The following is a 26409-nucleotide window of genomic DNA, read 5'->3' as shown; positions in this document are numbered from 1 at the left end:
TAAAACAGCAAAACGCTGGTTTTTTGCCACGTTACGCAGCGTTTTGGTGAAAAAAAAGACGGTTGAAAAGTTTTTTTAAAACAGAGCTTGTCAACGTCTCAGAACTCCCTATAATGCGCCTCCACTGACACGGAACAACGGCAAGCAAGCCGCCGGGTCAGCAGGGTTTCTCCGGAAATTCTGACAGAGAAAAGCGAAAACAAATGCTTGACTCTGAATGAGGAAAACGTATTATACGGGACCTCGCAACGGTGAGCGAAAGCCGCGTTGCACTGCTCTTTAACAATTTATCAGACAATCTGTGTGGGCACTCAAAGTGACATGGATTCTTAACGTCCTCGGACGAAAAATGAATACCAAGTCTCAGTGAGTGAACATACGTAATTCATTACGAAGTTCTTTTCTTTAGAAATAAAGAAACACGAGCGTCAAACTTAAATTGAAGAGTTTGATCATGGCTCAGATTGAACGCTGGCGGCAGGCCTAACACATGCAAGTCGAGCGGTAGCACAGAGAGCTTGCTCTCGGGTGACGAGCGGCGGACGGGTGAGTAATGTCTGGGAAACTGCCTGATGGAGGGGGATAACTACTGGAAACGGTAGCTAATACCGCATAACGTCGCAAGACCAAAGTGGGGGACCTTCGGGCCTCATGCCATCAGATGTGCCCAGATGGGATTAGCTAGTAGGTGGGGTAATGGCTCACCTAGGCGACGATCCCTAGCTGGTCTGAGAGGATGACCAGCCACACTGGAACTGAGACACGGTCCAGACTCCTACGGGAGGCAGCAGTGGGGAATATTGCACAATGGGCGCAAGCCTGATGCAGCCATGCCGCGTGTATGAAGAAGGCCTTCGGGTTGTAAAGTACTTTCAGCGAGGAGGAAGGCATTAAGGTTAATAACCTTAGTGATTGACGTTACTCGCAGAAGAAGCACCGGCTAACTCCGTGCCAGCAGCCGCGGTAATACGGAGGGTGCAAGCGTTAATCGGAATTACTGGGCGTAAAGCGCACGCAGGCGGTCTGTTAAGTCAGATGTGAAATCCCCGGGCTCAACCTGGGAACTGCATTTGAAACTGGCAGGCTTGAGTCTTGTAGAGGGGTGTAGAATTCCAGGTGTAGCGGTGAAATGCGTAGAGATCTGGAGGAATACCGGTGGCGAAGGCGGCCCCCTGGACAAAGACTGACGCTCAGGTGCGAAAGCGTGGGGAGCAAACAGGATTAGATACCCTGGTAGTCCACGCTGTAAACGATGTCGACTTGGAGGTTGTTCCCTTGAGGAGTGGCTTCCGGAGCTAACGCGTTAAGTCGACCGCCTGGGGAGTACGGCCGCAAGGTTAAAACTCAAATGAATTGACGGGGGCCCGCACAAGCGGTGGAGCATGTGGTTTAATTCGATGCAACGCGAAGAACCTTACCTACTCTTGACATCCAGAGAACTTAGCAGAGATGCTTTGGTGCCTTCGGGAACTCTGAGACAGGTGCTGCATGGCTGTCGTCAGCTCGTGTTGTGAAATGTTGGGTTAAGTCCCGCAACGAGCGCAACCCTTATCCTTTGTTGCCAGCGGTTCGGCCGGGAACTCAAAGGAGACTGCCAGTGATAAACTGGAGGAAGGTGGGGATGACGTCAAGTCATCATGGCCCTTACGAGTAGGGCTACACACGTGCTACAATGGCATATACAAAGAGAAGCGACCTCGCGAGAGCAAGCGGACCTCATAAAGTATGTCGTAGTCCGGATTGGAGTCTGCAACTCGACTCCATGAAGTCGGAATCGCTAGTAATCGTAGATCAGAATGCTACGGTGAATACGTTCCCGGGCCTTGTACACACCGCCCGTCACACCATGGGAGTGGGTTGCAAAAGAAGTAGGTAGCTTAACCTTCGGGAGGGCGCTTACCACTTTGTGATTCATGACTGGGGTGAAGTCGTAACAAGGTAACCGTAGGGGAACCTGCGGTTGGATCACCTCCTTACCTGAAAGAACCTGCCTTTGTAGTGTCCACACAGATTGTCTGATGAAAAGTAAATAGCAAGGCGTCTTGCGATTGAGACTTCAGTGTCCCCTTCGTCTAGAGGCCCAGGACACCGCCCTTTCACGGCGGTAACAGGGGTTCGAATCCCCTAGGGGACGCCACTTGCTGGTTTGTGAGTGAAAGTCGCCGACCTCAATATCTCAAAACTGGTTCTCCGGAATCACGTTTGAGATATTTGCTCTTTAAAAATCTGGATCAAGCTGAAAATTGAAACGACACACTGTTTCCTTTCTCCGTAATAAGAAAGGAAAAATGGTGTGTTCGAGTCTCTCAAATTTTCGCAATGCGGACTGTTTTACGAAACAGCTTCGGGTTGTGAGGTTAAGCGACTAAGCGTACACGGTGGATGCCCTGGCAGTCAGAGGCGATGAAGGACGTGCTAATCTGCGATAAGCGTCGGTAAGGTGATATGAACCGTTATAACCGGCGATTTCCGAATGGGGAAACCCAGTGTGTTTCGACACACTATCGTTAAGTGAATACATAGCTTAACGAAGCGAACCGGGGGAACTGAAACATCTAAGTACCCCGAGGAAAAGAAATCAACCGAGATTCCCCCAGTAGCGGCGAGCGAACGGGGAGGAGCCCAGAGTCTGAATCAGCGCGTGTGTTAGTGGAACGGTCTGGAAAGTCCGGCGGTACAGGGTGATAGCCCCGTACACTAAAATGCACACGTTGTGAACTCGAAGAGTAGGGCGGGACACGTGGTATCCTGTCTGAATATGGGGGGACCATCCTCCAAGGCTAAATACTCCTGACTGACCGATAGTGAACCAGTACCGTGAGGGAAAGGCGAAAAGAACCCCGGCGAGGGGAGTGAAAAAGAACCTGAAACCGTGTACGTACAAGCAGTGGGAGCCTACTTGTTAGGTGACTGCGTACCTTTTGTATAATGGGTCAGCGACTTATATTCTGTAGCAAGGTTAACCGTATAGGGGAGCCGCAGGGAAACCGAGTCTTAACTGGGCGTTAAGTTGCAGGGTATAGACCCGAAACCCGGTGATCTAGCCATGGGCAGGTTGAAGGTTGGGTAACACTAACTGGAGGACCGAACCGACTAATGTTGAAAAATTAGCGGATGACTTGTGGCTGGGGGTGAAAGGCCAATCAAACCGGGAGATAGCTGGTTCTCCCCGAAAGCTATTTAGGTAGCGCCTCGTGAACTCATCTTCGGGGGTAGAGCACTGTTTCGGCTAGGGGGTCATCCCGACTTACCAACCCGATGCAAACTACGAATACCGAAGAATGTTATCACGGGAGACACACGGCGGGTGCTAACGTCCGTCGTGAAGAGGGAAACAACCCAGACCGCCAGCTAAGGTCCCAAAGTCACAGTTAAGTGGGAAACGATGTGGGAAGGCACAGACAGCCAGGATGTTGGCTTAGAAGCAGCCATCATTTAAAGAAAGCGTAATAGCTCACTGGTCGAGTCGGCCTGCGCGGAAGATGTAACGGGGCTAAACTGTGCACCGAAGCTGCGGCAGCGACACTATGTGTTGTTGGGTAGGGGAGCGTTCTGTAAGCCGTTGAAGGTGGCCTGTGAGGGTTGCTGGAGGTATCAGAAGTGCGAATGCTGACATAAGTAACGATAAAGCGGGTGAAAAGCCCGCTCGCCGGAAGACCAAGGGTTCCTGTCCAACGTTAATCGGGGCAGGGTGAGTCGACCCCTAAGGCGAGGCCGAAAGGCGTAGTCGATGGGAAACAGGTTAATATTCCTGTACTCGGTGTTACTGCGAAGGGGGGACGGAGAAGGCTATGTTAGCCGGGCGACGGTTGTCCCGGTTTAAGCATGTAGGCGGAGAGTTTAGGTAAATCCGGACTCTTGTTAACGCTGAGGTGTGATGACGAGGCACTACGGTGCTGAAGTAACAAATGCCCTGCTTCCAGGAAAAGCCTCTAAGCATCAGGTAACATCAAATCGTACCCCAAACCGACACAGGTGGTCAGGTAGAGAATACCAAGGCGCTTGAGAGAACTCGGGTGAAGGAACTAGGCAAAATGGTGCCGTAACTTCGGGAGAAGGCACGCTGATGGTAAGTGAAGTGACTTGCTCATGGAGCTGAAATCAGTCGAAGATACCAGCTGGCTGCAACTGTTTATTAAAAACACAGCACTGTGCAAACACGAAAGTGGACGTATACGGTGTGACGCCTGCCCGGTGCCGGAAGGTTAATTGATGGGGTTATCCGTAAGGAGAAGCTCTTGATCGAAGCCCCGGTAAACGGCGGCCGTAACTATAACGGTCCTAAGGTAGCGAAATTCCTTGTCGGGTAAGTTCCGACCTGCACGAATGGCGTAATGATGGCCAGGCTGTCTCCACCCGAGACTCAGTGAAATTGAACTCGCTGTGAAGATGCAGTGTACCCGCGGCAAGACGGAAAGACCCCGTGAACCTTTACTATAGCTTGACACTGAACATTGAGCCTTGATGTGTAGGATAGGTGGGAGGCTTTGAAGCGTGGACGCCAGTCTGCGTGGAGCCAACCTTGAAATACCACCCTTTAATGTTTGATGTTCTAACGTAGACCCGTGATCCGGGTTGCGGACAGTGTCTGGTGGGTAGTTTGACTGGGGCGGTCTCCTCCCAAAGAGTAACGGAGGAGCACGAAGGTTAGCTAATCCTGGTCGGACATCAGGAGGTTAGTGCAATGGCATAAGCTAGCTTGACTGCGAGCGTGACGGCGCGAGCAGGTGCGAAAGCAGGTCATAGTGATCCGGTGGTTCTGAATGGAAGGGCCATCGCTCAACGGATAAAAGGTACTCCGGGGATAACAGGCTGATACCGCCCAAGAGTTCATATCGACGGCGGTGTTTGGCACCTCGATGTCGGCTCATCACATCCTGGGGCTGAAGTAGGTCCCAAGGGTACGGCTGTTCGCCGTTTAAAGTGGTACGCGAGCTGGGTTTAGAACGTCGTGAGACAGTTCGGTCCCTATCTGCCGTGGGCGCTGGAGAATTGAGGGGGGCTGCTCCTAGTACGAGAGGACCGGAGTGGACGCATCACTGGTGTTCGGGTTGTCATGCCAATGGCATTGCCCGGTAGCTAAATGCGGAAAAGATAAGTGCTGAAAGCATCTAAGCACGAAACTTGCCCCGAGATGAGTTCTCCCTGACTCCTTGAGAGTCCTGAAGGAACGTTGAAGACTACGACGTTGATAGGTCGGGTGTGTAAGCGTAGCGATACGTTGAGCTAACCGATACTAATGAACCGTGAGGCTTAACCTTACAACGCCAAAGCTGTTTTGGTGATTAGAGAGAAGATTTTCAGCCTGATACAGATTAGTCAATATGTCTTTAAGACGTGTTGATAACAGAATTTGCCTGGCGGCGATAGCGCGGTGGTCCCACCTGACCCCATGCCGAACTCAGAAGTGAAACGCCGTAGCGCCGATGGTAGTGTGGGGTCTCCCCATGTGAGAGTAGGGAACTGCCAGGCATCAAATCAACAAGAAAACCTCATGCGAAAGCATGGGGTTTTTTTGTTTATCTGTTGTTTGTCGGTGAGCACTCTCCTGAGCAGGACAAATTCGTCGGGAACGAATTTGAACGTTGCGCAGCAACGGCCCGGAGGGGGGCGGGCAGGAAAGCCCGCCATAAACTGCCAGGCATCAAATAAAGCAAAGGGCTCAGTCGAAAGACTGGGCCTTTTGTTTTTGTCTGCGATTTAGCCGGGAAAGGTGTTTCCGGGCCATCAGACAGCTCAGAAGCCCATCCTGACGGATGGGCTTTTTGCGTTTATGCTAGCCACCGCTGAATAAATGCCACGATCTGCGGAATATCGTTCAAATCTAATTGCGGAAGCGTAGTCGCAATCTGCGTATCACTGGCTATCGCGATGACATGTTCATCCACAACAAGATCGGCTGCATCATGTCCGCTGTTTTGCCGAAAAAGCAGGATCTTCGCTACCGGTTCATGCTTAAACCCTTCTACCAGCACCACATCCAGTGTCGATGCATCCATCCTGCTGACCAGCCAGTGTAAATCCAGTTCTGGCTGATCCGGGGTTTCGGTCATCAGCGCCCAACGTTCTGAGCTGGCCACAATCGTTTGGGCGGCCCCCGCTTTACGTAGCTCGTAGCTGTCCTTACCCGGTTTATCGACATCCATATTGTGATGGGTATGCTTAATTAAACCCGGCCGCAGGCCTTCAGCACACAATGCAGGGATCAGCTTCTTTAATAACGTGGTTTTACCCGTACCGCTCCAGGCGGAAATGGCGAGAACCGGGATCATGATGGCTCCTGCATGTTCTGCAGATCGGTAAGCGTATTCACGTTAATAAACGCCGATCTGACATCGCTAAAATCAACGTGGTGTCCGCCGCTCTGGCGCATGAACACCATCACCCGTCGCTCGCCGGCGGTAAGATACGCAGCAAGTTCGCCAATCAGGCGGCGATGCATCAGGGCTATCGCCGGATGATCGCGTTCTCCATCATGCACCCAGAGGACCGGAGCGGTACCTTTGTGCTGTATAAAGCGCTCGACCAAAAATGAAGGTATAAACGGCGTATCGCAAGGACAAAAGAGATACCATTCGCTATCCGTCTGCTGCATCACGGAGAGCATTCCGGCCAGCGGGCCAGGGAAGCCGGAAAGATTGTCGGTATAAACCGGGAACCCGCTTGCGTGCCAGCGATCGAGATGACGGTTGGCGCTGATGGCCAGGTTTGTTACCTGAGGGGCAAGCGCGTCTGCAACATGGCGCCATAGAGGTTTGCCGTTGAGCAACTGCAAGCCCTTATCCACCCCCTCCATGCGCGTGGCTCTTCCGCCCGCTAACACCACGCCGGTTATGACCTCGCCTTGCATATCAATATCGCCTCTTTCTTTGTGGGATTGACCCTGTTAACGTGTCCTCATCAAGAGTAAGGAGCATGACCATGAAATGTAAACGCCTGAATGAAGTAATTGAACTCCTCCAGCCAGCCTGGCAGAAAGAACCAGAACTGAACCTGATGCAATTCTTGCAGAAACTGGCGACAGAAGCCGGTTATGACGGCGAACTGACCGATCTTTCCGACGATATTCTGATTTATCATCTGAAAATGCGTGATTCGGCAAAAGAGGCGGTGATCCCAGGTATTCAGAAAGATTATGAAGAGGATTTCAAAACGGCCTTACTGCGCGCACGTGGCGTGATTAAAGAGTAAAAGGTTGTAAGTGCTGCCACGAAACGGCTGATGAGATGATATCCTGAACTATTCGTACGATTATCGGATGTCAGGATGCACGATAAGGCTTTCAATTTTCAGACGCTTAACCCGGATACCATCATCGATGGCCTGTTCGATCTGGGGATGCGGGTGGACTCCGGGCTCACCCCGCTTAACAGCTATGAAAACCGCGTTTACCAGTTTCAGGACGAAGACCGCCATCGCTATGTGGTGAAGTTCTATCGTCCTGAACGTTGGTCTGCCGCACAGATCATCGAAGAGCACCAGTTTACCCTCCAGCTTAAGCAGGATGATGTCCCCGTCGCTGCGCCCCTACTGTTTAACGACAATACGCTTCATCAACACCAGGGCTTCTACTTTGCGGTATTCCCAAGCTTAGGCGGGCGCCAGTTTGAGTCAGATAACCTTGACCAAATGGAGTCTGTCGGCCGCTATCTGGGGCGCTTGCACCAGACCGGGCGCAAGCAGAAATTTATCGCGCGTCCGGAAATCGGCGTGGATGAGTATTTACTTGCTCCGCGCGAGGTATTTGAACACTCAACGCTGATCCCCGCAGGCCTGAAGCAGAGTTTTCTTCATGCTGCCGACAAGCTTATTGCGGCCGTAATGGCACACTGGCACGGCAATGCGGAAGTCCTGCGCCTGCACGGCGATTGCCATGCCGGCAACATCCTCTGGCGCGATGGTCCACTGTTTGTTGATTTAGATGATGCCCGCAGCGGGCCGGCAATTCAGGATCTCTGGATGCTGCTCAACGGTGATAAAGCCGAGCAGAGAATGCAGCTGGAGATGATCATCGAAGCTTATGAAGAATTCAGTCCATTTAATTCGGACGAAATTGCCCTTATCGAACCTTTACGTGCCATGCGGTTAGTCTATTATCTGGCATGGTTACTCAGGCGGTGGGACGATCCTGCTTTCCCTATTAATTTCCCATGGCTAACCGGGGAAGATTACTGGCGCGGGCAGACAGCAACTTTTCTTGAGCAGGTGAAGGTTCTGCAAGAACCCCCTCTTCAGTTAACGCCGATGTATTAATTTGATATTTTCAGGAGAAACGTAAGCATGAAAAAAATTTGGCTGGCGCTGGCTGGTATGATTCTGGCTTTCAGCGCATCCGCTGCCCAGATCACCGACGGTAAGCAATACATCACCCTTGATAAGCCCGTAGCCGGTGAGCCTCAGGTGCTCGAATTCTTCTCGTTCTACTGCCCGCACTGCTATCAGTTTGAAGAAGTGCTGCACGTCTCTGACAACGTGAAGAAAAAGCTGCCGGAAGGCGTCAAAATGACCAAATATCACGTTGAGTTCCTCGGACCGCTGGGTAAAGACTTAACTCAGGCGTGGGCTGTGGCGATGGCGCTGGGCGTTGAAGATAAGGTAACGGTACCGATGTTCGAAGCGGTACAGAAAACCCAGACCGTGCAGACCGTTGCCGATATTCGCAAAGTCTTCGTTGATGCTGGTGTGAAAGGTGAAGACTACGATGCGGCATGGAACAGCTTCGTGGTGAAATCCCTGGTTGCTCAGCAGGAAAAAGCGGCTGCCGACCTGCAGTTGCAGGGTGTGCCGGCGATGTACGTCAACGGCAAATACCAGCTGAACCCGCAGGGGATGGATACCAGCAATATGGACGCCTTTGTCGCCCAATATGCTGATACCGTTAAGCAACTGGTTGAGAAGAAGTAAAAAAATAACGCCGGTCAATGACCGGCGTTTTTGTTTTCAACCTTAACGAACGTTTCTGTCTTTCTGCTGCATGATTTCCGTCAGCTGCCGATCTTTCTCTTCCCACAGCACATTCAACCAACGCTGAAAACGACGTTTGAAGTTCTTGTCATTCACATAGTCACCGTGCAGTTCCTCTGCCACGGGAATTAAATTAACGCGCACCACTATCCGCGTCAGCCGACCGCTCAGCATGTCGTAAAACGGTCTCTTGCTGTTTTCCGGGTAGCATAATGTGACGTTTAACAGCTTATCGAACTGAGATCCGAGCACGTTCAGCGCCATCGCGATGCCTGCGGCCTTCGGCGGCAATAAGTTGCGGTAAGGCGAGCGGGTCTGATGCTGCTTTTCTTCGGTAAAACGCGAACCCTCGACAAAATTCACGATGGTCGTCGGGTGTGAACGGAATTTCTCGCAGGATCGGCGAGTCGTTTCAACATCTTTACCGCGACGCTCCGGATGGCGGATCAAATAGCCACGTGAGTACCGTCGCATATAGGGCATATCCAGCGCCCAGCAGGCCAGCCCGATAAAAGGCACCCAGGCCAGCTGTTGCTTTAGAAAGTACTTATTCATTGGGATGTGTTTGCGGAACAACACGCAAAGCACCACGATATCCGCCCAGCTATGATGATTGCTGATAAGCAGATACCAGTTTTTCTTGTTCAGCCCTTCAAGGCCCTGTACATCCCACTTCAGCCAGGGGTTGAGGTAAAGCAGCAGCGCTAACCCTTCACACCAGCAGTACATCATGAAATTACAAAAATGGGATACCGCACGCCATACCACGGGAAGAGGTATAAGAAGTTTAATCAGCCCGGCGATGATTATCGGTACGGAACAGATAATGGTGACTAAGATAGTAAGGGCGATACTCAGCGGAAGCGTTATCGCAGCGAGTAATCTCGACATAGTTAGTTTATTCAGAAAGTTAGGCTGATAAAGAGCACCATTAAATGGTGCAAGAGGCTGATTTTACCAGAAAACGCGGCAAATGACGGGTCTTACCAGAACAGAAAAAAAGGCGGATCTTATATCCACATGGAACATTGAGTCATCAGAATGATATTAAGCGCAAAAGGTAATAACTAACCTTTTGATAAATAAGTGATATTTGTCTATTTCACTATTTTTGTTCAGGCTGGATAGCTATCCTTATAAAACTATGCACAAAGTTATCCACAGATATCATCGGCGCACGATCGACCGGATCAACGAATCTTTTCGGTGAAATGCGGGAATAATTCAGGTTTTCAGGCCTGTCTGTGGCATCCTTTACCGATAATCTGATAAACAGGCACGGAAATTATGGTTCAGATCCCAGAAAACCCTCTCATCCTCGTCGACGGCTCCTCTTATCTCTACCGGGCATATCACGCTTTCCCGCCGCTGACCAACAGCGCCGGAGAGCCGACTGGCGCCATGTATGGCGTGCTCAATATGCTGCGCAGCCTGATCCTGCAGTATCAGCCGAGCCATGCGGTAGTGGTCTTTGATGCTAAAGGCAAAACCTTCCGTGATGAACTGTTTGAGGATTACAAATCCCACCGCCCGCCGATGCCGGACGATCTGCGGGCGCAGATCGAACCATTGCATACTATGGTAAAAGCGATGGGACTGCCTTTGATGGCGGTGCCTGGCGTTGAGGCTGACGATGTGATCGGGACGCTGGCGCGCGAAGCGGAAAAAGTGGGCCGTCCGGTGCTGATCAGCACCGGTGATAAAGATATGGCGCAGCTGGTGACGCCGGGGATCACCCTGATTAACACCATGACCAATACGATCCTTGGTCCGGATGAAGTCGTGGCCAAATATGGCGTTCCCCCTGAGCTGATTATCGACTTCCTGGCGCTGATGGGCGACTCCTCGGATAACATTCCGGGCGTTCCGGGCGTGGGCGAGAAAACGGCACAGGCATTGCTGCAGGGTCTGGGCGGGCTGGATACGCTGTACGCTGAGCCAGATAAAATTGCCGGGCTGACCTTCCGCGGCGCCAAAACCATGGCGGCGAAGCTGGAGCAAAACAAAGATCTGGCTTATCTCTCGTATAAGCTGGCCACCATTAAAACCGACGTTGCGCTGGATCTGGGCTGTGAAGAGCTGCACGTGCTGCCGCCGGCTGCGGACGAGCTGCTGGCGCTGTTCAAAAAATATGAATTTAAGCGCTGGATCACCGATGTTGAATCCGGTAAATGGATGGCGACCAAGGGCGTGAAGTCCTCGGCGAAACCAGCAGACGCTGAGCCGGCTGCCGTGGCCGAAGAAGAGGTTGAGGTTGCATCGACCCTGTCCGCAGACAACTACGTCACCATCCTGGATGAACAGACGCTGACCGAGTGGATCGCAAAGCTGAAGAAAGCCCCGCTGTTTGCGTTTGATACGGAAACGGACAGCCTGGATAACATCTCTGCCAATATGGTTGGCTTGTCATTTGCTATTGAACCGGGCCTGGCGGCCTATGTGCCGGTAGCCCACGACTATCTGGATGCGCCGGATCAGATCCCCCGCGAGCGCGTGCTGGAGCTGCTGAAACCGCTGCTGGAAGATGAAAAACTACAGAAGGTCGGGCAAAACCTGAAATATGACCGCGGGATTCTGGCGAACTATGACATCGAGCTGCGCGGTATCGCGTTTGACACCATGCTGGAGTCTTACATCCTTGATAGCGTGGCCGGTCGCCATGATATGGACAGCCTCGCCGATCGCTGGCTGAAGCACAAAACCATTACCTTTGAAGAAATTGCGGGTAAAGGTAAAAATCAGCTGACCTTCAACCAGATTGCACTGGAAGAAGCGGGGCGCTACGCGGCGGAAGATGCTGACGTGACCTTGCAGCTGCACCTGAAGATGTGGCCGAAACTGCAGCAGCATGAAGGGCCGCTGAACATCTTTAAACAGATTGAGATGCCGCTGGTCCCGGTGTTGTCCCGCGTGGAGCGTAACGGCGTTAAAATCGATCCGGCGGTCCTGCATGCCCACTCGCAGGAGATCGGCAAACGTCTGATCGAGCTGGAACAAAAAGCCTACGAGATCGCCGGTGAAGAGTTCAACCTCTCTTCTCCTAAGCAGCTACAAACTATCTTGTTTGAAAAACAAGGTATTAAGCCGCTGAAGAAAACCCCGGGTGGCGCACCTTCGACGTCGGAAGAGGTGCTGGAAGAGCTGGCGCTGGATTACCCGCTGCCGAAGGTTATTCTGGAATACCGTGGGCTGGCGAAGCTGAAGTCGACCTATACCGACAAGCTGCCGCTGATGATTAACCCGAAGACCGGGCGTGTGCATACCTCTTATCACCAGGCGGTGACCGCCACCGGGCGTTTATCTTCCACCGATCCTAACCTGCAGAACATTCCGGTACGTAACGAGGAAGGGCGCCGTATCCGTCAGGCGTTTATTGCGCCGTCTGATTACCTCATTGTCTCTGCCGACTACTCGCAAATCGAGCTGCGCATTATGGCGCATCTGTCGCGCGATAAAGGCCTGCTGACGGCCTTCGCTGAAGGAAAAGATATCCACCGGGCGACTGCGGCAGAAGTGTTCGGCCTGCCGCTCGACAGCGTGAGCAGCGAGCAGCGTCGTAGCGCCAAGGCGATTAACTTCGGTTTGATCTACGGCATGAGCGCATTTGGCCTCGCCCGCCAGCTCAACATCCCGCGTAAAGAGGCTCAAAAGTACATGGACCTCTACTTCGAACGTTATCCGGGCGTGCTGGATTACATGGAGCGCACCCGCGCCCAGGCGAAAGAGCAGGGTTATGTTGAGACTCTGGATGGCCGCCGTCTTTACCTTCCGGACATCAAATCCAGCAATGGCGCCCGCCGGGCCGGAGCGGAACGTGCGGCGATCAATGCCCCGATGCAGGGAACGGCTGCCGATATCATTAAGCGCGCCATGATCGCTGTCGATGAGTGGCTGCTGACTGAGCAACCGCGGGTGCGGATGATCATGCAGGTCCACGATGAATTAGTCTTTGAAGTGCATAAAGACGATCTTGCTGTAGTGGCGAAAAAGGTCCATGAACTGATGGAAAACTGCACCACGCTGGCGGTACCGTTGCTGGTGGAAGTGGGGAGCGGTGAAAACTGGGATCAAGCGCACTAAGTATTCAGCGGATAAGGTGATTTTCTGTAAGTAAGCAACATAACTTATCGTATTTTGTGATGATCATTTGAATTTGCTATGTAAAGAGTGAAAAAAAACTACAAAAAGTGCTTTCTCACTCATCGAAAGAAGAGTAGAGTTAATGACGTAGGGTACAGAGGTAAGATGTTCTATCTTTCAGACCTTTTACTTCACGTAATCGGATTTGGCTGAATATTTTAGCCGCCCCGGTCATTTATGACCGGGGCGTTTTTTATTGCGCGAAAGAAAATTTCTGGCGTGTTACCCGGGCGGGAAATGCAGCCCGGATAAGGTGTCAGACACCGCTATCCGGGGAAAGGCAGGAATTACTCGCCGTCTTCGATCGCTTCCTGCGGTGGGATTTCGTTAAACCAGCTATCGAGCTTCTGCCGCAGTTTATCCACGCCTGATTTCTTCAGGGAAGAGAACGGTTCCACCTGCACGTCACCATTAAAGGCGAGAACCGCTTCACGCACCATATTCACCTGAGCTTTACGTGCACCGCTGGCGAGCTTATCGGCTTTTGTCAGCAGTACCAGCACCTGAATATCGCTTTCCACTGCCCATTCAATCATTTGCTGATCGAGATCCTTCAGCGGATGACGGATGTCCATCAGCACCACCAGACCTTTCAGGCACAGACGCTTCTCCAGGTATTCACCCAGCGCGCGCTGCCATTTGATCTTCATCTCTTCCGGCACCTGCGCGTAGCCGTACCCCGGAAGGTCGACCAGGCGTTTGCCCTCAGCAACTTCAAACAGGTTGATAAGCTGGGTGCGGCCAGGCGTCTTGGAAGTACGCGCCAGGCTTTTCTGGTTAGTGAGCGTATTCAGTGCGCTGGATTTGCCGGCATTTGAGCGACCAGCAAAGGCAACTTCGATACCGGTATCAGATGGAAGATGGCGGATATCGGGTGCGCTGGTGACAAAATGCGTTTGTTGATAGTTCCAGTTGGTCAAGACTGTCGTCTCCGTTAAATAAGGCTATGGTGGGGATTATACCTGAACAGCAGAAAAAGACCGTTTTTACCGCATCTCTCTGATGTCAGTAAAACCATGCGCTTTGTGAGACATTGCCCATTCTGTGTAGGGGTTATTGATGAAGATTTTTCGTGTGTTCATCACAAAATCTTTCAGAATCATGCTGTTGTGAAAGTGTATAAATCTGAAATTGTCGTTTTTTCATCAGCAGTGGTTGTAGGATTTGCCTGAGACGGTAAAGTAGCAGGCAAGGGCGAGGAAGCCGACAGGACATGCACTCAGGATGAGTTGTCAGGAGCGCCAGGAGGCGAAGACCAGGGATTACCGTCAGGATGACAAACGTCTGGAGACGTTTTGATAAGGAAAGGGATGTAACAAGGACTGTTATTAGCTAAAGGAAAGACAGGGTGTGTCGTTAGCTAACAAGGAAAGTGGAAACCCGTTAAGGGTTGTCAGTGAGGAAAAAGGCGACAGTGTAATCTGTCGCCTTTTTTCTTTGCTTGCTTTCTGCTAGATTCCGCCTCAATTCTATACTGAAGAAAACGAATCTGAAGATTACTGACATGAAAAAACCGACATCTGCACCCCGCGGCAAAACGCAGCGCAAGACCCGTGAAGAAATGAACCAGGAAGCCCGCGACCGCAAGCGCCAGAAAAAACATCGTGGCCACGTCGCAGGGAGTCGCGCAACCGGCGGCGATACCGCCTCATCTGGCAAAAAACAGGGCCAACAGCAAGATCCACGTATTGGAAGTAAAAAACCGATTCCGCTGGGCGTCACTGAAAGTACCCCGGCTACTAAGCAGCACAAACCGAAGAGCGAGAAACCTATGCTTTCACCGCAGGCTGAGCTGGATTTGCTGGAAAATGATGAGCGCCTGGACGCGCTGCTGGAACGTCTGGAAGAGGGTGGTTCCCTGAATGCTGAAGAGCAGACCTGGGTTGATGCCAAACTCGATCGTATTGATGAGCTGATGCAACAGCTTGGCCTGTCCTACGACGATGACGAAGATGAAGAAGAAGAAGAGCGTCAGGAAGATATGATGCGCTTGCTGAAGGGTGGAAACTAACGTTTGCACTCAGTCGGATTCCCGGTCCTGCTTATAACCCTTCTGGTTATATGTTATCTGCTGTGGTTATTCGCTAAACTACGACGGTTGTCGCGGCGTCAGAAATGGCTGCGCAACCGGCTCATTACCCGAGATATGGTTGGGCCGGGGCGGCGTACCCGTCGGCGGCACCATCGGAAGGAGTGAGCATGTCTGAGCAGTTAATCGACTGGGATCTGGCCCTGATCCAGAAATATAACTATTCCGGGCCGCGTTATACCTCGTATCCCACCGCACTGGAGTTTTCTCCTGAATTTGGCGCGGCTGAATTTGGCGAGGCGGTGGCCCGCTACCCGCAGCGCCCGCTTTCGCTGTATGTACATATCCCGTTTTGCCACAAGCTGTGCTATTTCTGCGGCTGCAATAAAATTGTGACCCGCCAGCAGCATAAAGCCGACCAGTATCTCGACGTCCTGGAGCAGGAGATTATTCATCGTGCGCCGCTTTTTAGCGGGCGTCAGGTGAACCAGTTGCACTGGGGTGGTGGTACCCCTACCTACCTGAATAAAGCGCAAATCAGCCGTTTGATGCACCTGCTGCGCAGCCATTTCAATTTTAACGCCGATGCGGAGATCTCGATTGAAGTCGATCCGCGCGAAATTGAACTGGATGTCCTGGATCATCTCCGATCTGAAGGATTCAATCGCCTGAGCATGGGGGTGCAGGACTTTAACAAAGAGGTTCAGCGTCTGGTCAATCGTGAGCAGGATGAAGCCTTTATTTTTGCCTTGCTCAATCATGCGCGTGAGATTGGCTTTACGTCGACCAATATCGACCTGATTTACGGCCTGCCAAAACAGACGCCGGAGAGCTTCGCCTTTACGCTGCAAAAAGTGGCCGATCTTAACCCCGATCGCCTGAGCGTCTTTAACTATGCGCATCTGCCGACGCTGTTCGCCGCCCAACGTAAAATCAAAGATGCCGACCTGCCTTCCGCGGAGCAGAAGCTGGATATCCTGCAGGAGACCATCGTGTCGCTCACCGCGGCCGGTTATCAGTTTATCGGGATGGATCACTTCGCGCGTCCGGATGATGAGCTGGCGGTGGCCCAGCGTGAAGGCGTATTGCACCGCAACTTCCAGGGTTACACGACCCAGGGGGATTCAGACCTGCTGGGTCTGGGGGTATCGGCGATCAGCATGATTGGCGACGCCTACGCGCAGAACCAAAAAGAGCTGAAGCTCTATTATCAACAGGTTGATGAACGCGGAGACGCACTCTGGCGCGGCATCGCCCTGACCCGCGATGACGGTATTCGTCGTGATGTCATCAAAGCGTTGATCTGCCAGTTCAGCCTCGATTATTCGGCGATAGAAGCCCGCTGGGATCTCGATTTTCAGCACTATTTCGCCGAAGATCTTGCCCTGCTGGCGCCGCTGGCAAAAGACGGGCTGGTGGATGTTGGCGAGAAGGGGATTCAGGTGACGCCGAAAGGCCGCTTGCTGATTCGCAACATTTGCATGTGCTTTGATGTCTATCTGCGCCAGAAAGCGCGGATGCAGCAGTTCTCCCGGGTGATTTAAACGCGGCCCCGGCAGACGTGGTGTCTGCCGGGGCCGATGGCCTTTATTCCATGCCTAACTCTTTCAGCTTGCGTGTCAGAGTATTACGTCCCCATCCCAGCAGACGAGCGGCTTCCTGCTTGTGCCCTTGCGTGTGGCGCAGCGCGGTGGTCAGCAGCGTGCGCTCCATTTCCGGCTGTGCTTCTGAAAGCAGGTTTTGATGACCGGAGCGAAGCGCGCGGTCGGCCCATTGCCCTAACAGCGTTGCCCAGCTATCCGGCTGCATATGGGGCGGGCTATCCGGAATCGACGTTTCAAACAGCTCGCTGGGGAGATCCTGAGTCAGCACCTCCTGACCCGCGGCCATGACCGTCAGCCACCGGCAGGTGTTCTCCAGCTGCCGCACGTTGCCGGGCCAGGCCAGACGAGTCAGCGCGGTTTCCGTTTCCGGATGCAGCTGTTTGGCTTCGACGCCCAGCTCCCGGGCGGCAATTTGCAGGAAATGCCGCGCCAGCCGTGGAATATCCTCGCGACGCTCGCGCAGCGGCGGGAGATGCACGCGAATCACGTTCAGGCGGTGGAACAGGTCCTCACGGAACTTTCCCTCCTGTACGCGCTGCTCAAGGTTCTGGTGGGTGGCGGCAATAATGCGCACATCCACTTTCACCGGCGCATAGCCACCAACGCGATAGAACTGACCATCGGCCAGAACACGCAACAGGCGCGTCTGCACATCCAGCGGCATGTCGCCGATTTCATCAAGGAAAAGCGTCCCGCCGTCGGCCTGCTCAAAACGCCCCTGACGCACGGTGTTGGCGCCGGTAAAAGCCCCTTTCTCGTGACCAAAGAGTTCGGATTCGATCAGGTCTTTTGGAATCGCCGCCATATTCAGCGCGATAAACGGTGCTTTTGAGCGCGGGCTGTGGCGATGCAACGCATGCGCAACCAGCTCTTTACCGGTCCCGGACTCGCCGTTGATCAACACGCTGATTGAGGAACGCGACAGACGCCCGATGATGCGGAAGACGTCCTGCATCGCCGGCGCTTCACCGATGATATCGGCCGTCGGGCTGGTGATCGTAATATTGCGCGGCTGCTGCTGCTCCTGATAGTGGCTGATCGCCCGGTCAACCAGCGCGACCGCTTCATCAATATCAAACGGCTTTGGCAGGTAATCAAAGGCGCCTTGCTGATAGGCGCTGACCGCCGCGTCGAGATCCGAATGCGCGGTCATTATGATGACCGGGAGCATCGGGTGACGCTGTTTAATTTGCTTCAGAAGCGCCAGACCGTCCATTCCCGGCATCCGAATATCAGATAACAGGACGTCCGGCGTTTTGGTGGTAAGGGCGTCAAGCACCTCGTTGCCACTTTCAAATGTTGTACAGCTTAAGCCTGCTCCGGTTAGCGCGCGTTCAAGCACCCAACGGATGGAGCTATCGTCATCAACGATCCAGGCTATCCCTCGTTGCATAAACACCTCTATTTCCGAATCGGCAGGTATACCGAGAATTCGGTATGTCCCGGCCAGCTGGTAAATTCAATTTTTCCGGAGTGCTGATCGATAAGACTGCGGGCAATGGAGAGCCCCAGGCCGGTACCGCCTTCGCGCCCGCTGACCATCGGATAAAACAGCGTATCCTGCAGCTGGGGCGGGATGCCCGGACCGTTATCTTCGACATCAATACGCGCCGTCAGGCGGTAACGTACACCGTGCAGGGTCAGCTGGAAGGCGGTACGGGTACGCAAGGTAATTTCGCCCCCTTCTGGCCCCAGAGCCTGCAGCGCATTGCGCACGATATTCAGCAGTACCTGTTCAATTTGGTCGGGGTCGTGCGGCAGTTCCGGCAGGCTAGGGTCGTAATCACGGATAAGTTTGACGTTATCCGGCAGCTCCATGGAGACCAGCTTCACGACCCGCTCCGCGACCTTGTGGATGCTTTCAGTGACGTGCATCCCCGGGTGTTGCGGCCCCAGCAGGCGATCGACCAGATTTCTTAAGCGGTCGGCCTGTTCAATGATCACGTTGGTGTATTCCATCAGCGCCGGGTCAGGCAATGCTTTACTCAGCAATTGCGCGGCACCTCGCAGGCCACCTAACGGATTTTTAATCTCATGTGCCAGCCCGCGAACCAAATCCCGTGCGGCGATTTGCTGAGCGTGCTGCAGCTGCTCCTGGCTCAGGCGACGCTGATTATCCATCGGCGCCATCTCTAGCAGAATAAAGCCATCAGGCAGACGCTGTGCCGTCAGAGACAGGATATGGGAGCGACTATCGATAACCAGCGTGACTTCGTTATCGGTAAACCCCTGACCGGCGAGCAGGCTTTCCTGCATCAGGCCAATATTCAGGGAAAAATAGCTCAACAGTTCCGGGAGTGGCGTGCCGAAGAGCTTACGAGAACTTTGCGCCAGAAGCTGCTGTGCTGCCGGGTTCGCGTAATGCACCGCCAGGTCGTTATCGACCAATAAAATACTGTTGATTAAAGAGTTAAGGATCTGCCCAGCATCGGGCTGAGTGCCTGTTGCCATCTGACAGTCTCCTGAAATGAGTGCACTGTTATAGTGCAGTATAGCTTTTTATGGATAAAAAGCGCATGAGATCAGCATGTTGGTGGAGAAAAAAGCCCATCCTGAGATGGGCTGAAAGTTTCCACGGCAACAAAATACCCTTGATATGCCACGCCACAACATGGCATACCCAGGATTTACAGCAAAATTAGACGCTGTAGTACAGCTCGAACTCAACCGGGTGCGGAGTCATACGTACACGGTCGTTCTCTTCAATACGCAGAGCGATGTAAGCATCGATCGCGTCGTTGGTGAATACACCGCCAGCAGTCAGGAACTCACGGTCCGCGTCCAGCGCGTTCAGTGCTTCTTCCAGAGAGCCTGCAACCTGTGGGATCTCTTTCGCTTCTTCCGGCGGCAGATCGTACAGGTTTTTGTCCATGGCTTCGCCCGGATGGATTTTGTTCTTGATACCGTCAAGACCAGCCATCAGCAGCGCTGCGAAGCACAGGTACGGGTTAGCAGCCGGGTCCGGGAAGCGCACTTCAATGCGGCGTGCTTTCGGAGAGGTTACTACCGGAATACGGATAGAGGCAGAACGGTTACGGGCAGAGTAAGCCAGCATAACCGGTGCTTCATAACCCGGGACCAGACGCTTGTAGGAGTTGGTGGTCGGGTTTGCCAGGGCGTTGATCGCTTTAGCGTGTTTGATAACACCGCCGATGTAGAACAGCGCTTGCTCAGACAGACCAGCATATTTGTCGCCAGAGAACAGGTTTACGCCGTTCTTGGACAGAGACATGTGGCAGTGCATACCGGAACCGTTATCGCCAAACATCGGTTTTGGCATGAAGGTTGCGGTTTTGCCGAAGCGGTGAGCAACGTTGTGTACCACATATTTGTAAATCTGAATTTCGTCCGCTTTTTTGGTCATGGTGTTGAAGCGGGTAGCGATTTCGTTCTGACCTGCGGTCGCTACTTCGTGGTGGTGAGCTTCAACAACCAGGCCCATTTCTTCCATGATCATACACATGGTAGAACGGATATCCTGTGAGGAGTCTACCGGCGGAACCGGGAAGTAACCGCCTTTCACGCCAGGACGGTGACCTTTGTTACCACCTTCGTATTTGGTGGAAGAGTTCCATGCACCTTCGATATCATCGATAGCAACGTGGGAACCGGAGATGGACGCGCCGAAACGGATGTCGTCAAACAGGAAGAACTCTGGTTCTGGCCCGAACAGTACGGTGTCCGCCAGACCGGTAGAGCGCAGATACTCTTCCGCACGTTTGGCGATGGAGCGCGGGTCACGGTCATAGCCCTGCAGGGTGCCTGGTTCCAGGATGTCGCAGCGGATGATCAGAGTCGGTTCTTCATAGAACGGGTCGATCAGCGCAGTGGTCGCATCCGGCATCAGAACCATGTCTGATTCGTTAATACCTTTCCAGCCACCAATCGAGGAGCCATCAAACATTTTGCCTTCTTCGAAGAATTCGGCATTCACCTGATGAGAAGGAATTGTGACGTGCTGTTCTTTACCTTTGGTATCGGTGAAGCGCAGATCGACAAACTTCACTTCATGCTCGTTCAGCATCGTCAAAACGTGTTCAGCGGACATACTTAAACTCTCCCGGATTGGTCATTGTCGTCGTGGTAACGAAAACTTTTTTGCTACGTAAAGTGGCGTTGTTGCCTTAAAAAATATAAAGCGAAATCTGTGCCAACTTTTAAATTGCCCCCAAAAGGCGTTATCATGCACTCCATCGTGCAAAAGGGCTGCACCATTATGAATGCATTGCACTAATATAGTGCAATTGTGTGAACATTGGGCACCAATTTGGTGCAAATCACCTATAAAAACCCTTTTAACGCGTCGTGAAAGCGATCACAAAGAAACTCTGCAATACTTGTTTGTGGAGGATGTTTGTGATCCTGTTTTGTACTGCGATTAATCCGTGTACAATAACGCGCTATTTCTAAATGCCTGAGGCAAAGTTGTGATCGAAAATTTGCGTAATATCGCCATCATCGCGCACGTTGACCATGGTAAAACTACCCTGGTTGATAAGCTGCTGCAGCAATCCGGTACGTTTGATGCTCGTGCCGAAACTCAAGAGCGAGTGATGGACTCCAACGATTTGGAGAAAGAGCGTGGGATTACCATCCTCGCTAAAAACACCGCTATCAAATGGAACGACTATCGTATCAACATCGTTGATACCCCAGGGCACGCCGACTTCGGAGGTGAAGTTGAACGTGTCATGTCCATGGTTGATTCCGTGCTGCTGGTCGTTGACGCAATGGATGGCCCGATGCCGCAGACGCGCTTCGTAACCAAGAAGGCATTTGCTCATGGTCTGAAGCCAATCGTGGTCATCAACAAGGTTGACCGTCCGGGCGCACGCCCTGACTGGGTCGTCGATCAGGTATTTGACCTGTTCGTTAACCTTGATGCGACTGATGAGCAGCTGGACTTCCCGATCGTTTACGCTTCTGCGCTGAACGGTATCGCGGGTCTGGATCACGAAGATATGGCTGACGATATGACTCCGCTGTATCAGACCATCGTCGATCGTGTTGCGGCACCAAACGTAGACCTGGATGGCCCGCTGCAGATGCAAATCTCCCAGCTGGACTACAACAACTACGTTGGCGTCATCGGCATCGGCCGCATCAAACGCGGTAAAGTGAAGCCGAACCAGCAGATCACTATCGTTGATAGCGAAGGCAAAACCCGTAACGGTAAAGTCGGTAAAGTCCTGACTCACCTGGGTCTGGAACGTATCGAGAGCGATGTTGCTGAAGCTGGCGATATCATCGCGATCACCGGTCTGGGCGAGCTGAACATCTCTGACACCATCTGCGATCCGCAGAATGTTGAAGCGCTGCCGGCGCTGTCAGTTGATGAGCCGACCGTTTCCATGTTCTTCTGCGTTAACACCTCTCCGTTCTGTGGCAAAGAAGGTAAGTACGTTACCTCTCGTCAGATTCTTGACCGCCTGAACAAAGAGCTGGTGCACAACGTAGCGCTGCGTGTTGAAGAAACTCCGGATGCTGACGCATTCCGCGTTTCTGGTCGTGGCGAGCTGCACCTGTCTGTTCTGATCGAAAACATGCGTCGTGAAGGTTTCGAGATGGCGGTTTCCCGTCCGAAAGTTATCTTCCGCGAAATCGACGGCCGTAAACAAGAGCCGTTCGAAAACGTAACGCTGGACGTTGAAGAGCAGCATCAGGGTTCTGTCATGCAGGCTCTGGGTGAGCGTAAAGGCGACCTGAAAAACATGAATCCAGATGGCAAAGGCCGCGTACGTCTCGACTACGTGATCCCAAGCCGTGGCCTGATCGGCTTCCGTTCTGAGTTCATGACCATGACCTCCGGTACTGGTCTGCTGTACTCCACCTTCAGCCACTACGATGATGTTCGTGCGGGTGATGTTGGCCAGCGCCAGAACGGCGTTCTGATCTCCAACGGTCAGGGTAAAGCAGTTGCCTTCGCACTGTTCAGCCTGCAGGACCGCGGTAAGCTGTTCCTGGGTCACGGTGCGGAAGTCTATGAAGGCCAGATCATCGGTATTCACAGCCGTTCTAACGACCTGACAGTAAACTGCCTGACCGGTAAGAAACTGACCAACATGCGTGCGTCAGGTACCGATGAAGCGACCACCTTGGTTCCGGCGCAGAAAATGACCCTGGAGCAGGCTCTGGAGTTCATCGATGACGACGAACTGGTAGAAGTGACGCCGACCTCTGTACGTATTCGTAAGCGTCATCTGACCGAGAACGATCGTAAACGCGCAATGCGCGGTTCGAAAGAAGACTAATTTTCGCTTCTTGTCGATGCCAGAACCCCGCCCTTACGGCGGGGTTTTTTTTGCCCTGAAGTCCTGCTATCCCCCGTCACCACTCACATCAACGGACAATCGCTCCTTTAGCGAGGAGAGGCCGGTCACAATTATCCCCAAAGAATAATGTAGATATTGCTATTTTTTTGCGCGTAAGAGTAAGATTCATCATCTGGTTTAAACCAAATGGGCTAAACAATAACGATGAATCAATCAACCGTCGAAAATGCGAAAGAAAAATTAGACCACTGGTTGAGGGAAGGGATCACGGCTCCGGGCGGTAAACTTCCTTCTGAAAGAGAGCTCGGGGAACTGCTGGGCATTAAGCGTATGACCTTGCGTCAGGCGCTCTTAAACCTGGAAGCGGAATCGCGGATTTTCCGTAAAGACCGCAAGGGATGGTTTGTCACCCAGCCGCGTTTTAACTACAGCCCGGAGCTATCGGCCAGCTTCCAGCGTGCGGCGCTGGAACAGGGCAGGGAGCCTTCCTGGGGGTTTATTGCCAAAAGTCGCACCGCCAGCTATCCCGATGTCGCACGGCCGCTTCTCGCAACAACGCCGTCGGATGAGCTGTATCTCATTACCGGGTGGGGTGCCCTGGAAGGACATAAAGTATTTTATCATGAGACGTTTATTAACCCCAATGTCGCCCCCGGGTTTATTGAACAACTTGATAATCAGTCTTTCTCCTCGGTCTGGAAAAATGAGTACCAAAAGGACGTCGTAACGAAAAAACTGGTGTTTAAACCGGTCAGAATGTCTGGTGATATTGGTAAATTTATTGGCGGCTCCTCGGGCATGCCTGCCATTCTTATTGAGAAACACCGGGCTGACAGTAATGGCAATATCATTCAGATCGATATTGAATATTGGCGGTTTGAGGCAGTCGACCTCTTTATTAACTTGTAGGTGTCTTATGCTAACGAAATACGATGCAGAAAAAATCCTCGCTCGTGTAGATAACCTTCCACTTTATCTTCACGCCTATGCATACCATTTTAATATGCGCCTTGAACGGATATTGCCTGGTGACTTATTAGATATTGCGCATGAGAATCATCTGCGAGGCGTGAAAATTCATGTTCTCGATGGTGAAACGCGTTCTCTCGGTAATATGAATGATATCGAACTTGCCGGATTTGCGGAAAAAGCAAAACAATTACAGCTTGATGTGCATATAGAAACCAGCGCCTCAGATCAACAGGCTATCGACCATGCTACCCGCATCGCATTAAAAACCGGCGCGACCTCTGTTCGCTTTTATCCTCGTTATGAAGGTCATTTGCAGGACGTTCTGCCAAAAATTAATCTTGATATTCAGTATATTAAGGAACGTTATCAGGACAGCGGTCTGACGTTTACGCTCGAACAACATGAAGATTTGAAAAGTCACGAGCTGGTGGCGCTGGTTGAACAAAGCGAGATGCCTTCTCTTTCTCTGCTGTTTGATTTTGCCAATATGATTAACGCCAACGAGCATCCGCTGACTGCCCTCGAGACGATGTCACCATTTATTACTCAGGTGCATATTAAAGATGCCTTAATTATCAATGAGGATAATGGCCTCGGACATCAGGCCTGTAGCTCCGGGCAAGGGGATATGCCGTTCAAAGATCTGCTGACCCGGCTGATTTGTCTGGGTGATGAGCAGCCTCAGGTGATGGCTTATGGCCTGGAAGAAGAGGTGGACTACTATGCCCCGGCATTCCGCTTTGCTGATGAAGGCGACAACCCGTGGATCCCATGGCGCGAAATGAGTGAAACCCCTTTACCTGACGCCGCTCTGCTGGAAGCGCGCTTAGTGAAAGAGAAAGCGGATGCTATTCGGCAGTTAGATTTTGTCCGAACCACCCTCCAGCAAATAAAAAGTGAGGCCAGCCACCTTCTTAGCTAATTATTTCAGTATCTGATTTTAATTTTTTCACTATGCCACTCTCCAGTGTGGCCAGGGTTCTATACCCGTCATACTTTAAGTTGCATGAGCGTTGGCTGTCCTCGCTCACCCCAGTCACTTACTTATGTAAGCTCCTGGGGATTCACTGCGTCGCCGCATGCATGCAACTCGAATTATTTAGGGTATTTTTCTTTTAAAACTAAATGATTTTAAAATCATTAGGGGATCATATGCTCACAAAAAAGAAATGGGCACTTTTTAGCTTATTAACCCTTTGTGGCGGGACGATTTATAAACTGCCCTCGCTAAAAGATGCGTTCTATATACCGATGCAGGAATATTTCCATTTGACCAATGGTCAAATCGGGAATGCCATGTCCGTGAACTCTTTTGTCACTACTGTTGGTTTCTTTCTTTCCATTTATTTTGCCGATAAGTTGCCGCGTAAGTACACCATGTCTTTTTCGCTTATTGCCACCGGCCTGTTAGGTATCTACCTGACAACCATGCCGGGGTACTGGGGCATACTTTTTGTCTGGGCGCTGTTTGGTGTCACCTGCGACATGATGAACTGGCCGGTGCTATTAAAATCCGTCAGCCGCCTGGGGAATAGTGAACAGCAGGGGCGGTTATTTGGCTTCTTTGAAACAGGGCGCGGCATTGTCGATACCATCGTCGCGTTCTCTGCGCTGGCGGTTTTTGCCTGGTTCGGCAGCGGCCTGTTAGGCTTTAAAGCGGGGATCTGGTTTTATTCCATCATCGTCATCAGCGTCGGGGTGATTATCTTCTTCGTGCTGAATCAGGACGACGACGAAGTCAAAGTCGCAGCCGTTGACAGTGAGCCGTCAGATAAGAAAAACACCAGCATCTCTTCCGTACTGAAAGACAAAACCATCTGGCTGATTGCCTTTAACGTCTTTTTTGTTTACGCCGTCTACTGCGGGCTGACATTCTTTATTCCGTTCCTGAAAAACATCTACCTTCTGCCGGTGGCGCTGGTCGGGGCTTACGGCATTATTAACCAGTATTGCCTGAAGATGATCGGTGGCCCGGTTGGCGGGATGATCTCCGATAAGATACTGAAGTCGCCAAGTAAATACCTGTGCTACACCTTCTTTATCAGCACGGCTGCGCTGGTGGTCTTGATTCTGCTTCCTCATGAAAGCATGCCGGTTTATCTGGGTATGGCCTGCACCTTAGGTTTTGGGGCCATCGTCTTTACCCAGCGTGCGGTCTTCTTTGCGCCAATTGGTGAAGCTAAGATCGCGGAAAGCCAGACCGGTGCCGCCATGGCGTTGGGCAGTTTTATCGGTTATGCCCCTGCCATGTTCTGCTTTAGCCTGTACGGCTATATCCTCGACCTCAACCCAGGGATCCTGGGGTATAAAATTGTCTTCGGTATCATGGCCTGTTTCGCCTTCTGCGGCGCCGTAGTCTCGGTGTTACTGGTGAAACGCATTAGCCAAAGAAAACGTGCGTTAGAGGCGGCAGAGGCATAACGCCCGG

The 26409-nt window shown here is 52.2% G+C and carries 17 protein-coding genes, 1 tRNA gene and 3 rRNA genes; 14 read left to right on the top strand and 7 right to left on the bottom strand.

Annotation, left to right across the window (positions count from 1 at the left end; all coding sequences use genetic code 11):
* The first annotated feature begins 436 nt into the window (after positions 1–436).
* The 4 genes from HF679_RS18205 to rrf all read left to right on the top strand — a co-directional run bounded on the left by HF679_RS18205 (position 437) and on the right by rrf (position 5472).
* Positions 437–1976 (top strand): 16S ribosomal RNA (locus tag HF679_RS18205).
* Between the two features lie 85 nt (positions 1977–2061).
* Positions 2062–2137, top strand: a tRNA-Glu gene (locus HF679_RS18200).
* 218 nt (positions 2138–2355) lie between these two features.
* A 23S ribosomal RNA gene (locus tag HF679_RS18195) occupies positions 2356–5261 on the top strand.
* A 95-nt stretch (positions 5262–5356) separates the two neighbouring features.
* Positions 5357–5472, top strand: a 5S ribosomal RNA gene (gene rrf / locus HF679_RS18190).
* The 16S, 23S and 5S rRNA genes sit together here with 1 tRNA gene alongside, the layout of an rRNA operon.
* A gap of 299 nt (positions 5473–5771) precedes the next feature.
* Here the strand turns inward: rrf and mobB are convergent.
* Both mobB and mobA read right to left on the bottom strand, forming a co-directional pair.
* On the bottom strand, positions 5772–6272 hold the full coding sequence (mobB, locus tag HF679_RS18185) for a molybdopterin-guanine dinucleotide biosynthesis protein MobB (protein WP_123758067.1): 501 nt from the start codon (positions 6270–6272) through the stop codon (positions 5772–5774).
* Positions 6269–6850 carry a molybdenum cofactor guanylyltransferase MobA gene (gene mobA, locus HF679_RS18180; protein ID WP_187042272.1) on the bottom strand — a complete coding sequence of 194 codons (582 nt, stop codon included), beginning with the start codon at positions 6848–6850 and terminating at the stop codon, positions 6269–6271. The genes mobB and mobA overlap by 4 nt, the downstream gene beginning before the upstream one ends.
* A 71-nt stretch (positions 6851–6921) precedes the next feature.
* On the opposite strand from mobA, the gene HF679_RS18175 reads away from it, so the two are divergent.
* The 3 genes from HF679_RS18175 (at position 6922) to dsbA (ending at position 8904) form a co-directional block, all read left to right on the top strand.
* Positions 6922–7191, top strand: coding sequence for a YihD family protein (locus HF679_RS18175; RefSeq protein ID WP_123758065.1), 270 nt, complete (start codon positions 6922–6924; stop codon positions 7189–7191).
* 75 nt (positions 7192–7266) lie between these two features.
* On the top strand, positions 7267–8253 hold the full coding sequence (locus HF679_RS18170; RefSeq protein ID WP_123758064.1) for a serine/threonine protein kinase: 987 nt from the start codon (positions 7267–7269) through the stop codon (positions 8251–8253).
* A gap of 27 nt (positions 8254–8280) precedes the next feature.
* On the top strand, positions 8281–8904 hold the full coding sequence (gene dsbA / locus HF679_RS18165) for a thiol:disulfide interchange protein DsbA (protein WP_123758063.1): 624 nt from the start codon (positions 8281–8283) through the stop codon (positions 8902–8904).
* A 42-nt stretch (positions 8905–8946) separates the two neighbouring features.
* On the opposite strand, the gene HF679_RS18160 is transcribed toward dsbA, so the two are convergent.
* Positions 8947–9855, bottom strand: coding sequence for an acyltransferase (locus HF679_RS18160; protein WP_123758062.1), 909 nt, complete (start codon positions 9853–9855; stop codon positions 8947–8949).
* 396 nt (positions 9856–10251) lie between these two features.
* Between HF679_RS18160 and polA the strand changes: the two genes are divergently transcribed.
* Positions 10252–13044, top strand: coding sequence for a DNA polymerase I (polA, locus tag HF679_RS18155; RefSeq protein WP_123758061.1), 2793 nt, complete (start codon positions 10252–10254; stop codon positions 13042–13044).
* A 347-nt stretch (positions 13045–13391) separates the two neighbouring features.
* Here the strand turns inward: polA and yihA are convergent, their stop codons facing one another.
* Positions 13392–14024 carry a ribosome biogenesis GTP-binding protein YihA/YsxC gene (yihA, locus tag HF679_RS18150; RefSeq protein WP_123758060.1) on the bottom strand — a complete coding sequence of 211 codons (633 nt, stop codon included), beginning with the start codon at positions 14022–14024 and terminating at the stop codon, positions 13392–13394.
* Positions 14025–14608: 584 nt separating this feature from the next.
* Here yihA and yihI point away from each other — a divergent pair.
* Positions 14609–15115, top strand: a complete 507-nt coding sequence (gene yihI / locus HF679_RS18145; RefSeq protein ID WP_123758059.1) for a Der GTPase-activating protein YihI — start codon at positions 14609–14611, stop codon at positions 15113–15115.
* Positions 15116–15303: 188 nt separating this feature from the next.
* The gene (gene hemN, locus HF679_RS18140; protein WP_187042271.1) at positions 15304–16677 is read left to right on the top strand and encodes an oxygen-independent coproporphyrinogen III oxidase; all 1374 of its coding nucleotides are present in this window, start codon (positions 15304–15306) and stop codon (positions 16675–16677) included.
* 43 nt (positions 16678–16720) lie between these two features.
* On the opposite strand, the gene glnG is transcribed toward hemN, so the two are convergent.
* The 3 genes from glnG to glnA form a co-directional block, all read right to left on the bottom strand.
* Positions 16721–18130 carry a nitrogen regulation protein NR(I) gene (glnG, locus tag HF679_RS18135; RefSeq protein ID WP_187042270.1) on the bottom strand — a complete coding sequence of 470 codons (1410 nt, stop codon included), beginning with the start codon at positions 18128–18130 and terminating at the stop codon, positions 16721–16723.
* A gap of 8 nt (positions 18131–18138) precedes the next feature.
* On the bottom strand, positions 18139–19188 hold the full coding sequence (gene glnL, locus HF679_RS18130) for a nitrogen regulation protein NR(II) (RefSeq protein WP_123758055.1): 1050 nt from the start codon (positions 19186–19188) through the stop codon (positions 18139–18141).
* A 187-nt stretch (positions 19189–19375) separates the two neighbouring features.
* Positions 19376–20785, bottom strand: a complete 1410-nt coding sequence (glnA, locus tag HF679_RS18125; protein WP_123710481.1) for a glutamate--ammonia ligase — start codon at positions 20783–20785, stop codon at positions 19376–19378.
* A 379-nt stretch (positions 20786–21164) separates the two neighbouring features.
* Between glnA and typA the strand changes: the two genes are divergently transcribed.
* The 4 genes from typA to HF679_RS18105 all read left to right on the top strand — a co-directional run bounded on the left by typA (position 21165) and on the right by HF679_RS18105 (position 26402).
* Positions 21165–22988 (top strand): ribosome-dependent GTPase TypA, encoded by a 1824-nt coding sequence (gene typA / locus HF679_RS18120; RefSeq protein ID WP_123758054.1) that lies wholly within the window; start codon positions 21165–21167, stop codon positions 22986–22988.
* Between the two features lie 219 nt (positions 22989–23207).
* Complete coding sequence (locus HF679_RS18115) at positions 23208–23918, top strand: GntR family transcriptional regulator (protein WP_187043066.1); 711 nt, start codon at positions 23208–23210, stop codon at positions 23916–23918.
* 7 nt (positions 23919–23925) lie between these two features.
* Positions 23926–24903: a sugar phosphate isomerase/epimerase family protein gene (locus tag HF679_RS18110; RefSeq protein ID WP_187043065.1), complete on the top strand. Its 978-nt coding sequence runs from the start codon at positions 23926–23928 to the stop codon at positions 24901–24903.
* 230 nt (positions 24904–25133) lie between these two features.
* Positions 25134–26402 (top strand): MFS transporter, encoded by a 1269-nt coding sequence (locus HF679_RS18105; protein WP_123758051.1) that lies wholly within the window; start codon positions 25134–25136, stop codon positions 26400–26402.
* The last annotated feature ends 7 nt before the right edge of the window (positions 26403–26409 follow it).

This window comes from Enterobacter sp. JUb54 (genome assembly GCF_014298075.1).
In the GTDB taxonomy this organism is placed as follows: domain Bacteria; phylum Pseudomonadota; class Gammaproteobacteria; order Enterobacterales; family Enterobacteriaceae; genus Klebsiella; species Klebsiella lignicola.
Note: the sequence above shows the minus strand (reverse complement) of the source record. Positions and strands in the feature narration are given on the sequence as shown.